We start from the raw sequence: 13,995 nt of genomic DNA, 5'->3' as shown, positions 1-13,995 counted from the left end.
TTATATGAACAAAAAATATTTTGGAACCGATGGCATTAGAGGTACAGCATTTGAAAAATTAAACAACCAACTCGCTTTTCGAGTTGGTCAAGCAATTGCTAAAAAGTTTAAACCAGAAAGAATTGTTATTGGTCAAGATACAAGGTTATCTAGTGATATGCTTGCATATGGTATTGCATATGGTGCATCTTTAGCTGGAGTAGAGGTTTTAATCTCAGGCGTTGTTTCAACTCCAATGGTTGCTTATTACTCTAAAATCAATAACTTGATTGGTGTGATGGTTACTGCATCACACAATCCATATACCGATAATGGTATCAAAATATTTAAATCAGGTTATAAAATGTTAGATGACGAAGAGTTATCTTTAGAACCTTTTATTGATGAAGAAAATTGTTTAGTTGCAGCAACACTTGGAAAAATTTCTGTTACAGATGATGTGGATTCACTTTATCGAAGTGTTTATAAGGATTTAAGTATTCCAAGAACACATATGAGAGTATCTTATGATTCTGCAAATGGTGCAACCTTTAAAATCGCTAAAAGAGTCATTGAAAGTATTACTGATGAAAGTTATCAAATCGGTAAAGAACCAGACGGACTTAATATTAATCTAAGTGTGGGTTCCACACACTTAGATGCTATAAAAGAAGCAGTCATAATTCATAAATCTGATATTGGATTAAGTTTTGATGGAGACGGTGACCGTTTATTAGTCGTTGATGGTGAAAATACCATATATGACGGTGATATGATTGTCTATGTCATAGCCAAGTATTTAAAATCTATTCAAAAACTTAAAAAAGATACAGTTGTACTTACTCAAATGAGTAATCCAGGTGTTTTAAAAGCTTTTAAAGAATTAGGAATTGATGTACTACAAACACCTGTTGGGGATAAATACGTATCTGATGAAATTGTTAAAAATGATTTAACAATTGGTGGTGAAAACTCAGGTCACATTATATTAAATGATCTACTACCATCTGGAGATGGATTATTTGCTGGTATGTACTTAATTAAAGTACTTGCAGAAAACAACATATCTCTAAAGGATTATACAAAAGAAGTAGAAATGTATCCACAAAGAATGGTTAACATTAAAAATGTTAATAAAACAGTTTTAAGTTATCCAGAAATCAAAGGTTTATTAGATGATATTAAACAAAAAATAGGACCAGATTCATTACTCTTGGTTCGTCCAAGTGGTACAGAACCCGTTATTCGTGTTACAATCAGTTGTAAGGATTCTAATTTATTAGATGAATCGATGGAACTGATTGTAAATAAAATAAAAGATTTAGGAGTATAAATCATGAAACGTTATGCATTAGTGCTTGCTGCTGGTAAAGGAACCCGAATGAAAACTGAAACACCCAAGGTTGCTTTTCCGATATTAAAAAAACCAATGATAGAATATATTGTTGAAAATATTGAAAAGTCTGTTGTGGATGATATTTACTTAGTAGTAGGTTATCAACATGAAGTGGTTGAAGGACTGATTAAAGATAGAGCAGGTTATATTTATCAGCATGAACAGTTAGGAACTGGTCATGCAGCATTAATGGCTGCACCAACCTTTAAGGATTTAGAAGGATCTACTTTTATTATGCCTGGGGATGTTCCTTTAATTTATTATAAGCAAATTGATAAAATGTTTAAGGTACATGAAGAAAATGGAAATGACTTAACTGTTGTTACAGCAATCTATGAGGATCCTAAAGGATACGGTAGAATTTTAAGAAATGAACAAGGCCAAATTCAAGGTATTATAGAAGATAGAGATGCAAATGACTATCAAAAACAAATAAAAGAAATAAATACTGGTATTTATATCGTCAATAATCACAAATTCTTTAATTTATTAGGTGAACTGGATAATAAAAATGCTAAGGGTGAATATTATATTACGGATATGATTGCACTGATGAAAAGAGATTATAAAGTAGGTGCATATACAGTTAGAAATAATTCGCTGGTTATGGGTGTTAATGATTTATATGGAATTAGTGTTGCTGAAAAATATTTAAGAGAATATATTAATAAAGAACATATGCTTAATGGTGTTTCTATGATTAACCCTGAAACAATTACCATTGGTCATAACGTTATTATTGAACCAGGTGTAACGATTAACCCAAATACAACAATTACAGGGTACACAGTGATTAAAACAGGGGCAATTGTTGGACCAAACTCTGAGGTTCATAACTCAGAGATCCATGAACGTGTTCATGTGAAACATAGTTTAATTTATGATTCTATCGTTAGAGAAGATACCACTGTTGGTCCATTTGCTCATTTAAGAGATCATGCAGATATTGGTGCACATAACCGTATTGGTAACTTCGTTGAAGTAAAGAAATCATCAACTGGTGATGAAACTAAAGCAAGCCATCTTGCATATATTGGAGATTCAGTAGTGGGTTCTAATGTAAACTTTGGTTGTGGTAGTGTAACAGTTAACTATGATGGTGTTAAAAAACACCAAACGAAGATTGGAGATAATGTCTTTATTGGTTGTAATACCAATTTGATTGCACCGATTGAAGTAGGAGATAATGTCTTTATTGCAGCAGGTTCTACAGTGACTAAAAATATTCCAAGTAACGGATTTGCAATTGCAAGATCACGTCAAGTAACAAAAGAAGATTATGCAAAATATGCAATTAAGCCTAAAGTAAAAGATAAAGTTTAAATAGAAAACCCAGCTTGCGCTGGGTTTTGTCTTATTTTTTCTGAGTTAAGAACTTAATGAGTTCCTCTGCAGCAAGTTTTGGTCCTTTTTGTTCGAACCCATCAAGTGCCAGTTTTGTGTAAATCACACCGACTGGTATTTGATTATCATATAACTTTTTAAAGTATTTTTCTAATAAAACTTGGTTTTCTTTTTCATGTTGTACGGGTCCAAATGGATTTGCAAAGTAAGTTTTAGTCATTCCAACTTCACTAGTTGTTCCTTTAGCTTTTCTTTCACCTTTTTGGAAGATTTCAAGTACTTCATCTAAGTTGTCATAGACTTTAATGCCTTCATGATCTTCATCATAGTTATTGGCATAAAGTAGAAGATCCACTTTATGTTTCATCATGACAAACTGATAATCACTTGCAGGTAGCACAACACGTGCATTGGTTTTATTAGGGTTTAAGAATACTGCCCTATCGATTTGTTTATAAGCATAGCCTTGGTCTAAGTCATCAAGTCTTACAAATGCACCAATTTCAGTACCATAGCTGATGACTTCATTACCTAACATATCAAATGTTCCCATATCATCATATATGATTTCAATATTGTTAATGAACTTTTCACCAACAAGTCTCATACTTTCAATGGTTTCTGATTTACCAGCTCCACTGTCCCCTATAATACAAATATTTTTAGTATCGCCGTTTTTGAGTGTTAATCTAAACATAGCACCATGAATTGGTAATTTGTTTTCTCTAATCATTTTAACGTTATGTAAGGTGAGTAACATCTTTTTAACATAACCAAAATAATCGTTTTTATCATCAAGACTTACGTAACCTGAATAAATATCATTTTTCTCATCATAGAAGTACTTACCATCATATGCATTATCTGAAATACCATATACATATATTAAATCTGGTTTTTTATCTTTATATTCATCAAAGGATGCAAGTTCAAATAAAGAACCTAATGTAACTGCATATTTTAAGAATTTATGATGTATATAAGCATAGGTTAAGTATGGACCAACTTTGATTGCTGCGACAACAAAGTCGTTTTTATTCAGTTCTAGTTTCTCCAGTGGATTTTCATCCGCTGGAGTAAATAAACCAGTTCTCGTATTCGCTTTAGAATAAATCATTAAGGGTGGTCTAATAACGATGCTTGTAACAAATCTTGTATCGGTTAGTTTGGTATAAGGTGTATCAAATGTCCAGGGATTAGAAACTAAACTTAAATTTGCTTGAGTGCCTGCTGGAAGCTGTCTTAATAATAGATAGTTTTTATTAATAATCTTTTGAGATACTGTTCGGTAAAGTTTTAATACTAAATTACTGAAGTGATCGTTGCTTTCTGTTAAACGTTGATTGATATTTTGATCATCGTCTAAGCGGCTTCTACTAAAGAAACCATATCGTTCAAGTTTTCTCCAGTAGTCATAAAGACCTTCAGTAAACATATAAAATGCATATCTTGCTGCTTCATCTTTAAGTAGATCGAGTGATTGATGTACTTCATCATAGTCAAATACTAATAATGCCTTATATAAAGCCACTAATTCTTTTGTATTAAGTTTGGTGATCCATGTGTAGGCTTTATCACCTAATGCCTTAACTTCATAAATATAACGTCTTAAAATCATTTGAAATGGTTTAGAGTTTAAAATGTTTGCTTCACTATTACAAGGTATTCTGTTGAATTGGATAATAAATGATGTATTGTCTAAAAAATAATCTTTCAATTGTATGTACCTCCCTTTTTCTAAGGTGTATTATACCATAAGGGGAGGTCATACAAAAATAAGATGTCTTAAATGATGATATAATAAAAGAAGTATTAAAGTCTTAAAAAGGAGTTTTTGTTTATGTATAAATTAGACAGTCAAGAATTAAAGGGGTTAAGAGAAATGATCATCAACACCTCAACTAAAAAACTAAATGAATATAGAAAATTAAATGAAACAGAATTAGGTGCACCATTTGTTTTTTTAGGGGATTCTATGATTGAATATTTTAATTTAAATACATATCTTCCAGGAATTGATGCCTTAAATCGTGGCATTGCAGGTGCAACATCTCCATTTATATTATTCAAACTAAATATGATTTTAGGTAACTTAGAACCGAATCATATATATATATCGATCGGTTCTAATGACTTAGTCCTACATGAGGCAACGGTTCAAAAAGCAGTAGAGAATATCAAAGTACTATTAAAAGAGCTCACGAATAGATATCCAGAAGCGCATATAACGTATTTATCAACAACTCCTGTCGTATCTGTAAAAAGTAAGCTCTATAAGAAAATATATATAGCAGGAAGAGAAAATCACGAACTTAAAACTATAAATGAACAAGTTAAAATATATGCAGATTTAAATCAATTGGGATTTATTAACCTTTTTGATGCATTACTCGATTTAGATGGTTACTTAGATGAGACTTACACAATGGATGGCATACACCTAAATCCTAAAGGATATATGGTTTATGCATCCATTATTAAAGAAAAACTAAAAAGTATGATAGAGTGCTCGAGTGAGTAGCATGTTCTCATATAGTTTAAGTCATAAAACACTTTAATTAATGATATAATACTTTATGTGTATTTAAAGAGAAAGATGTGGTTGGATGAAAAAGTTAACACCCTATGCAGTCATTATACTCTCATTCTTTTCTATCGTTTTAACCGGTAGTATACTTTTAGTATTACCTATTTCTAAAAGTGGAGTAGGTGCTTTAAGTTATGTAGATGCTTTATTTATTTCAACATCTGCAGTAACAATTACGGGGTTATCACCTGTAAGTAATTTATCCATACTCTTATCTCCTTTTGGTAAGGTGGTATTAGCAGCACTTATTCAAATCGGTGGGTTATCTGTTGTTACAATTTCAGTCTTTGTGATGTATTTAATTGGTGCTAAGATTGGTATTGGTAATAGAGTTTTGATTAAAGAAAGCTTAAATCAAAACAATATGTCAGGTATGGTTAAGTTAGTTAAAAGAATTGTAGTATTTACTTTAGTCATTGAGTTGGTTGGATTTATCATTAACATGTTTGTCTTTTTACCAGATTATGAACTTATGGATGCAATAGGTATTAGTGCATTCCATGCCATATCTTCATTTAATAATGCAGGATTTGATATTTTAGGTGATCAAAGTTTACAAGCATACAATGGGCATGTCTTGTTAAACTTAAGTACTGCAATATTAATTATGTTAGGTGGATTAGGGTTTATTGTCTTAAATGATTTATTTGAGAAGAGAAGTTATAAGAGACTCATGATTCATTCTAAGGTTGTACTGATGATGAATTTAGTTTTATGGGTTTCAGGTATACTCATCTTTAAGTTCTCACAAAACCATCAAGAGAGTTTAACTTGGTTAGAAGCATTCTTCTTAAGTGTTACTGCAAGAACTGCAGGGTTTACAACCATTAACATGCAAGAACTCTCTGGTATTACAACACTTATTTTAATGGTTTTAATGTTTATAGGAGCATCTCCTGCATCAACCGGTGGTGGGATTAAAACAACGACTGTATACACACTGTTTGTCGGTGCTAGAAGTTATGCAAGAGGTACTCAAACAACAACACACCAAAGACTTATTGGTCATGAAACAAGACATAAAGCAAGTATTTTATTAACTGTAAGTATATTAATAATTATTGTTTCTACATCAATACTTTTAAGTGTTGAAAACATTAGTTTAGATGAGGCATTATTTGAATCCATTTCTGCGTTTGCCAATGTCGGTTTAACAATTAATATTACAGCAGGTTTAAACGATATATCCAAGATCATGTTAAGTATTGTCATGTTTATTGGTCGTGTAGGACCACTGACGATGATTAGTTTATTAAATACAAATTGGTATCGTAAAGATTTACAAAGCTTAGAATATATTGAAGAAAAAATGATGATAGGTTAGGAGTGAATTAAGATGAAAAAAATAGTAGCGATAATTGGTCTTAGTCGATTTGGATTAAATCTTGTTGAAAGTTTTAGTAAACTTGATGTGGATTTAATCGCAATCGACCAAAATAAAGAATCTGTACGTAAGGCGAGTGAAATCATTACAAACACCTTTGTAGCAGACTCAACCGATGAGGATGCATTAAAGGCAGCTGGTATTTCAAATGCGGACCATGTGATTGTTGCATTTGGTCAAAATGAACGTAATAACTTAACAGCAAGTATTATTACAATCATTAAACTCAAACAACTAGGCGTTAAACAAATTACTGCAAGAGCGGATGAAGATGACTATGAAGAAATCTTAAAACTCGTTGGAGCAACCGATATTGTATCACCACTTTATATTGCCAGTGAACGTGTTGCAAATAAAATAGCAAGTGGTAATGTTGTGGATTACTTCAACATTAAAAATGATTTCGATGTATATGAAATTAAGATTCATAGTGAATTTGAACCCTTACCAATCACTGACTTAGATTCTAGATCTTTATATAGTATTAATATTTTATTGATTGAAAGAAATCAAAAAATGTTAGTTCCTAGTAAGGATACTGTATTAATGCCAAATGATGAAATATTCATCTTTGGTAAGAAAAAAGATATTCCAAAGATTACCTCCGTATTTAGTGCAAACTAGAAAATCACACAACAAGATATAACATAAAATGAGGTATTTAAATGAAGCAGCGTGCAAGATACATTTATAAAGATCATTTATTTCATTTATCAATTTTCTTAATGGGTGTTCTCCTTTATTTGACATTGTCACCGTTTATAAAAGATATTGTCTATATACTATTTATAGCGATTTATCTTATTAATGTTATTTACTTAAAAATAAATTTTATTTATCCTGAAATGAATAATATCCATACTTGGATAAATGATCGTTTTAAATGGATTAAAGAGATGTTAACGATTTTGTTATCATTTATCGTTATTAAAACATTAGTGATAGGTTATGATGAGGGTTTAATCCACTGGTTATTTTTAATACTTACTTATATAGAAGCACATATGCTCGTTGACATATGGTATAAACTGACATTTTTAGAAAAGTCTAATTATAGGTCAAATGAAGAAAAATTCTTTATGAGATTTATGCATGCGTTTAACTTCTTAGGTCTTGTTGGTGTTTTATTAACACATCATTATATGGAGTCATTTTATTCACTCAATACCATCATTGAAGTTCATTTATCTTATATTATATTTATTGCATTACCATCTTATTTTATTAAATATGGTGTAGAACTTTATAAAGTATATGTTTAAACAGCGAAATTCTTTAACATCTACCGATTGGTAGATGTTTTTTTCATAAATTCAAATATTAATTATAGTAATATTTGTAAAGTATTTAGTATTTTGATACAATGATACTAACCAAAACCCATCAGGTTTAAGGTTATGTTATAAATTGGGAGATATATAACACATCACGAATGATTTTTTGTGATATATTCCAATTTTACATAGCTTTTAATGATGGGTTTTATCTTTATTGATAAAAATCAAAAGTACAGATAATACGGAAGATTGAAGTGAATGCTTTAAATTTATAGCAAAGAATCATATCCATAGGAGAAATCTCATGATCAAATTAAGTCATGTTCATAAAATATACCAAACAAATGATTTTACACAACACGCTTTAGAAGATATTTCAATTGAACTGCCATCATATGGCATGGTTTTTGTTTCTGGAAAAAGTGGATGTGGTAAAAGTACTTTATTAAATATTATTGGAGGTATTGATCATCCATCTAAAGGGGATGTTTACTACCAGCATCAAAAAATGGATTTCAAGAATCAAAGTATACTCAATTCATATCGTTTAAATGAGATATCATTTATATTTCAAAAATTCAATTTATTAGCCAATGAATATGTATCTCATAATGTCTCTATACAAGGAATGATTACTGGACAAAAAATGAATCATGTTGATGTGTTAGACTGTCTCAATCAAGTGGGTTTATCAGATTATTCGGGTCATCTGGCGAACCAACTTTCTATAGGTCAACAACAACGTGTTGCAATTTCTAGAGCGCTTTTTAAAAACTCTAGAATACTTATAGCAGATGAACCTACGAGCAATCTAGACAGTCAAAACAGTCTAGCAATTTTCAACCTGCTAAAAGCATATTCTAAAGATCATTTAGTAGTTGTAGCATCACATGATGCAGATATGATTCAATTATTTAGTGACATGACCATTTATATGGTTGATGGTAGAATCACTTCAATAGAATCTAAGATTATTCATCATGATGAATCAACGGTTGAAACTAAAAATGACTCAACCAAAAAAGTATCTGGTTTATTTATTTTTATGAAGGCACTTGGCTTTATCAAACAAAGACGTATGAAATCTTTATTTTCTATCATTCTTGGTTTACTTACAATCGTATTTTTTGGTATAAGTTTAACTTTTTTAACTATGGATAAAAATCAAATGGTTATCGACAGTTTGATTCAAAACTCTATTAACCATGTACGAATAGTCAATTCAAATACAGAGGCATATACCAATACCTATGATGGGGAAGCATTTGGAGGTAGCTATAGAAATATAGATCCAATGTTTAAAGAAGAACTCCATCTCAGATGGTCACCTTTTACGACTGAAATCAAAAATTTTGATCAGTTTGATTTGACCTTTATGCATGGTAGTGCACCTACAAATTATGATGAGATTGCAATTACTGATTATATAGGACATCGTACAATACTAGAGAGTTTTGATGACCAAACAAGTTTGGGAGATTTAATCGGTATGGAGTTCACCTTTAATGTTGCTGGTAGAGACAGTTCATTTATAATTGTTGTTACTGGAATCATACAAACAGATTTTTCAAGAAAAAATCAATATGGTATGAATCCATCTGATATTTTGTCAGACAGCTATTATGTTCGAGATGGTTTCATAGATTTCCATTTGAATGATATGATTTATGCTAATGGTAGTTTTACACTAGAATATTTAGATAAACATGTACAGAGTCTAAATTTTGTAGTTGATGGTTCATATCCAACAATTGTTAAAGAATCTAAGCTTTTGGCTGGTATAAATTTAAAAGTAGTAACAGAAAGTGGAATGACTCGTTTGGATTCACTTTTACTTCAAGATAATGAAGTCATCTTACCACTTCACTATTACAATGTTTTATTTAGAGATACAAATGATTTTATTACGAAAGAAAACCTAAATTCAAGTCATATAGAATATGGATCAGAATTTACTTTAGAATATAAAGATCAAAGACTCATAAACCAACCTGAATATAGGAAAGAGGTTATTCTTAAAGGTATTATTTATGACGATTTACATGAACCTATGGAAGATAATTTTGATAACTATGATTACAAGGCATCTAATATCATCTTATCGGATACTTTATTTAATGAATTCACAGATGGATATGATTTATCATATCAATATTTACTCAATATAAAATCATTTGATGCATATCAATTTTTCCAAAGACACTATTCTGCAGTAAACAATACCTTAGAAACAGATATCATCGTTACGCCATTTGATTCTACTTATGTTGGATTTATCCGTAACATCCAAAGATTGAGTGATTTGTTTATCATGGTTTGTGTAACATTTGCAGTTTTTTCTATCATATTTATTTACTACAATACATCTTCTAATATCGAACTGCATAAAAAAGAAATTGGAATTTATAGATCAATGGGTTTATCTAGACTCAATATATTTGAACTATTTATAATTGAAAATATCATAAACTTGATCATTATTATTCCATCGGCTCTTTATGTTATTTATCTATTTACACAATCACTCAATAAAAATGTCGTTCTAGATAATTATCAAATGGAGTTGTTGAAACTAACTCAATCGAATGTCATCTTCATTATCCTATTTACAGTCATACTTTTAATGATATCTATATCTGCTCCACTCATAAATTTACTAAAGAAAACTCCAGTTGAAATTATCCGCCTAGATTAAAAAGAATAGTTATAATGCTTATATTTTCATAAAAGATGAAATTTAAGTCATCATATGAATATTTTTTACAATTATGTTTGATATCATATGAATATTTTGATACAATAAGATTAACCAAAACCCATCAGGTTTAAGGTTATGTTATAAATTGGGAGATATATAACAAATCACAAATGATTTTTTTGTGATATATTCCAATTTTACATAACTTTTAATGATGGGTTTTATTTTTTTGAAAGGGTGAATCATTTATAAAATATGAAGATTATCAGTTGATTCAATGAAGGTCTAAAAGGAGTGAGTGTATTTGTTTAAGTATTCAATTATAAAAATCAAGAACAACTTAAAATTGTATATACAACAATTAGTATTCATTTTTATCGCAATCATATTCGTTTTTGTCTTACTCAATTTCCAAGATGCATCAAAAAATAGAATCATCAAAGAAATTAATTTCTATGATCAATCGGTGTTGACTGTTATTGGAGGGGTATCTAATGAATACCCAGATGGGTTTTATCCTACGATAGATCAATTAGATATAGCCAGAAGTACATTATCTAAAATCACATTCTATAAAAATACACTTGAAAAAATAGATACTGCACAAAATGTACATGTGATTGCTGCAACATCGGATTTTGTTGATACAGGTGTACCATCTAGAAATCTTAAGTATTTGTATCATCTTATATCTGAAAAAATTGATTTACTATATGGAACAACCTGGCAGCAATCCTCCAACGAAAAAGTCATGGTGGTTGATGAAGATACCGCTAAAATTGTATTTGGATATGTAAATGTAGTTGGTCAAAAACTTAATTTTCTAGATAACGAATTTACAATTATTGGTGTTGTTTCAAGTGATTCTTATAGAAAGCAACAAATTGAGGATTTTATAAAGCAGGGGATACCTTATGATGAACAAAGTATAAATACAACAGCATATATTCCTGTAAGAACTTATGAAGATATTAACGGTTCGATTACGAACTATGATTACATCATTACCAAGATGCATGCAGAAGAAGATACGATTCAAAGATTAAAAGAAATCTTTAATATGCAAGATGAACAGTTACTTCAAACAATCGATTATGTCATGAATCGAATGATGATGGATAATCAAACCTATTTTTGGATTATTACTGTCCTAACCTCAATATTTGGTATATTAGGTATCATTAATATAGCGAATATCACATCATATACGTTTTTATCAGACAAAAGGAAATTAGGTATCTATAAACTTCTAGGAGCAACTGACTTTAAGTTACTGAAATTAAATTTAGTTGAGACGGTTGTTACAAGTACTTCAACCATTGGTGTGTCGTTGTTACTATCATATATCATTTTGGTTTTAATAAGTTTACTAAATGATGTATTTGTCTACATTAACTGGATTCAATCACTTTATTATTCAGGGTTGTTATTTGTCATGACATTCTTGATCATACTACTTGTTAACATGCTGATTAGTTTATTACATTTTAATAAAAAGTCTAGATATTTTATTTTGGGAGAACAATCATGAACATAAAATTTAAGACTTTTGGTCAAAAGTCAACTAGGTTCATATTTCCTCTCATAGGAATTGTATTAGCAGGTATGGTCTTAATATTTGGAATCTTTATGACAGAAACGATAAAGCAGTCTGTGATCAAAAATATTTACTTAAAACCTGATGAATATAGGCTCTTCATAAATGATCTAAATTATGTAGAAAACGAGAAATATTATTTTAATGATTTAAAGAATAACTTCGATGTTGTCATACCTTTTAACAACATGAATATCATGTACAATCAAAAGCATACGTATGTGGTTGGTACAAACATAGAACATGAAAAATTGTTAATTGAAAACAGGTTTTACGATATCAATGTTACATCATATGACCGGATACATGCATTACCTTCAATTTTCTATTTTAAGGAAATAGAAACGTATGAAATGAACTCTATCATAGAAGTGGAGGGAGTTTCTTATGAGATAACAGGTTATTTTGAGTTTAGTGATAAAGAAACAAGTTATCCTAACATGCATCAAATATTTGTAATGGATTATGTGGATTTTGCAAATCAATTTCCTGAGTACTTAGGGGGTACAGAAGGAAATCCACATTATTATTTTCAAAGTTATTATATAAAGTCAAATCTTACACATGAATCAACGTTTGATAAAATTGGGGAATTATATCAAGTAGCACTACCATGGTTATATATAGAATCATTTACCACCATATTAAATAAACTTTCAGATGGTTATAGTATGTTTCAAGGAATATCTGTGACATTTTTTAGTTTAGTCGCGGTTTTCTTATCGATTAACATCATAATTTCTGTTCATTTAACCATAAAAGAAAGAAACAAGTTGTATACCGTTTTTGTTGTATTGGGCATGAAACTAAGTCACTTAAGAAAGATGATTCTAAAAGAAATTGCTATCTTAAGCATATATTCTACTATTGTGAGTTTGATACTCGGTATGGTGATATATGGAATCACTTTATCAACGAATAATGAATTTGAGTTTACATGGGTACCCATCGAACAGTTATTAATTTCATTGTGTGTCATTTACTTAATACCAGTCATAGAAACGATCATCGCAACAAGATTCATAAAATACAGAAGCATAACAAATTCGGATTTATAGTGAGGAAAATTAATGTATAAATTACAAAATATATATAAAAGTTATGATAAAGAAAAGACATTTATATTAAATGATTTGTATTTTGATGTTAACGAAGGCGATTTTGTTGCAATTATAGGTAAATCGGGTAGTGGGAAGTCAACATTACTCAATATATTATCTACGATAGATACTCCAACAAAAGGATATTACATATTTAATGATAAGAATCTTACAAAATTAAATGATAATCAGTTAGCTGAGTTTAGAAATCAATCCATTGGCGTTGTATTTCAGTCCTATCATTTAATTGAGGATTATACAGTTGGTGAAAATGTAATGTTACCATTAATGTTTTCTAATCAGAAAAAACAACCCAACTTAGATGGAATCCTAGAAAAATTAGATATATTACCACTTAAAGATAAAAGGGTAAAAATTTTATCCGGTGGGGAGCAACAAAGAGTCTCAATTGCAAGAGCAATCATTTCAAATCCAAAAATGTTACTAGCAGATGAACCAACGGGTAATTTGGATCATGAGAATAGAGACAATATTTTAAGTATACTAAAAAAACTCAATAGCGAAGGTATGACCATAATTGTAGTAACACATGATTTAGAGTTCGCAAAAAAGTTTAACAAAATATATGAAATTAAGGACGGGAAAATCAATCCTGTTCAAATTTAAATTATA

General features: G+C 29.9%; 11 protein-coding genes. 10 read left to right on the top strand and 1 reads right to left on the bottom strand.

The genetic code is table 11. The features are described from left to right. Positions 1 to 4: 4 nt before the first annotated feature. Together B5X49_RS06590 and glmU are read left to right on the top strand one after the other, a co-directional pair. On the top strand, positions 5 to 1,312 hold the full coding sequence (locus B5X49_RS06590) for a phosphohexomutase domain-containing protein (protein WP_045749041.1): 1,308 nt from the start codon (positions 5 to 7) through the stop codon (positions 1,310 to 1,312). Positions 1,313 to 1,315: 3 nt separating this feature from the next. Beyond that, positions 1,316 to 2,698, top strand: coding sequence for a bifunctional UDP-N-acetylglucosamine diphosphorylase/glucosamine-1-phosphate N-acetyltransferase GlmU (gene glmU, locus B5X49_RS06585; RefSeq protein WP_045749042.1), 1,383 nt, complete (start codon positions 1,316 to 1,318; stop codon positions 2,696 to 2,698). 31 nt (positions 2,699 to 2,729) lie between these two features. Here glmU and B5X49_RS06580 read toward each other — a convergent pair whose 3' ends face one another. Beyond that, positions 2,730 to 4,436, bottom strand: a complete 1,707-nt coding sequence (locus B5X49_RS06580) for a hypothetical protein (RefSeq protein WP_045749043.1) — start codon at positions 4,434 to 4,436, stop codon at positions 2,730 to 2,732. Positions 4,437 to 4,559: 123 nt separating this feature from the next. Here B5X49_RS06580 and B5X49_RS06575 point away from each other — a divergent pair, with 123 nt between their 5' ends. The 8 genes from B5X49_RS06575 (at position 4,560) to B5X49_RS06540 (ending at position 13,989) form a co-directional block, all read left to right on the top strand. Continuing rightward, the gene (locus B5X49_RS06575) at positions 4,560 to 5,240 is read left to right on the top strand and encodes a GDSL-type esterase/lipase family protein (RefSeq protein ID WP_045749044.1); all 681 of its coding nucleotides are present in this window, start codon (positions 4,560 to 4,562) and stop codon (positions 5,238 to 5,240) included. A gap of 85 nt (positions 5,241 to 5,325) precedes the next feature. Beyond that, entirely contained in the window at positions 5,326 to 6,630 is a 1,305-nt protein-coding gene (locus B5X49_RS06570; protein WP_045749045.1) for a TrkH family potassium uptake protein, read from the top strand. 12 nt (positions 6,631 to 6,642) lie between these two features. Continuing rightward, positions 6,643 to 7,314 carry a potassium channel family protein gene (locus B5X49_RS06565; protein WP_045749046.1) on the top strand — a complete coding sequence of 224 codons (672 nt, stop codon included), beginning with the start codon at positions 6,643 to 6,645 and terminating at the stop codon, positions 7,312 to 7,314. Positions 7,315 to 7,355: 41 nt separating this feature from the next. After that, complete coding sequence (locus B5X49_RS06560; RefSeq protein ID WP_045749047.1) at positions 7,356 to 7,952, top strand: hypothetical protein; 597 nt, start codon at positions 7,356 to 7,358, stop codon at positions 7,950 to 7,952. A 319-nt stretch (positions 7,953 to 8,271) separates the two neighbouring features. Further along, positions 8,272 to 10,662 carry an ABC transporter ATP-binding protein/permease gene (locus B5X49_RS06555; protein WP_045749048.1) on the top strand — a complete coding sequence of 797 codons (2,391 nt, stop codon included), beginning with the start codon at positions 8,272 to 8,274 and terminating at the stop codon, positions 10,660 to 10,662. A 307-nt stretch (positions 10,663 to 10,969) separates the two neighbouring features. Then, positions 10,970 to 12,196, top strand: a complete 1,227-nt coding sequence (locus B5X49_RS06550) for an ABC transporter permease (RefSeq protein WP_045749049.1) — start codon at positions 10,970 to 10,972, stop codon at positions 12,194 to 12,196. Further along, positions 12,193 to 13,320, top strand: a complete 1,128-nt coding sequence (locus tag B5X49_RS06545) for an FtsX-like permease family protein (protein ID WP_045749050.1) — start codon at positions 12,193 to 12,195, stop codon at positions 13,318 to 13,320. The genes B5X49_RS06550 and B5X49_RS06545 overlap by 4 nt, the downstream gene beginning before the upstream one ends. A gap of 12 nt (positions 13,321 to 13,332) precedes the next feature. Beyond that, on the top strand, positions 13,333 to 13,989 hold the full coding sequence (locus tag B5X49_RS06540) for an ABC transporter ATP-binding protein (protein WP_045749051.1): 657 nt from the start codon (positions 13,333 to 13,335) through the stop codon (positions 13,987 to 13,989). The last annotated feature ends 6 nt before the right edge of the window (positions 13,990 to 13,995 follow it).

Source organism: Acholeplasma oculi (assembly GCF_900166985.1).
Classification (GTDB): Bacteria; Bacillota_I; Bacilli_A; order Acholeplasmatales; family Acholeplasmataceae; genus Acholeplasma; species Acholeplasma oculi.
This window is presented reverse-complemented; position numbering and strand designations above follow the sequence as displayed.

Coding starts and splice junctions, on each gene's coding strand:
- B5X49_RS06590 (WP_045749041.1), top strand. CDS start 5: ATGAACAAAAAATATTTTGGAACCGATGGCATTAGAGGTACAGCATTT.
- glmU (WP_045749042.1), top strand. CDS start 1,316: ATGAAACGTTATGCATTAGTGCTTGCTGCTGGTAAAGGAACCCGAATG.
- B5X49_RS06575 (WP_045749044.1), top strand. CDS start 4,560: ATGTATAAATTAGACAGTCAAGAATTAAAGGGGTTAAGAGAAATGATC.
- B5X49_RS06570 (WP_045749045.1), top strand. CDS start 5,326: ATGAAAAAGTTAACACCCTATGCAGTCATTATACTCTCATTCTTTTCT.
- B5X49_RS06565 (WP_045749046.1), top strand. CDS start 6,643: ATGAAAAAAATAGTAGCGATAATTGGTCTTAGTCGATTTGGATTAAAT.
- B5X49_RS06560 (WP_045749047.1), top strand. CDS start 7,356: ATGAAGCAGCGTGCAAGATACATTTATAAAGATCATTTATTTCATTTA.
- B5X49_RS06555 (WP_045749048.1), top strand. CDS start 8,272: ATGATCAAATTAAGTCATGTTCATAAAATATACCAAACAAATGATTTT.
- B5X49_RS06545 (WP_045749050.1), top strand. CDS start 12,193: ATGAACATAAAATTTAAGACTTTTGGTCAAAAGTCAACTAGGTTCATA.
- B5X49_RS06540 (WP_045749051.1), top strand. CDS start 13,333: ATGTATAAATTACAAAATATATATAAAAGTTATGATAAAGAAAAGACA.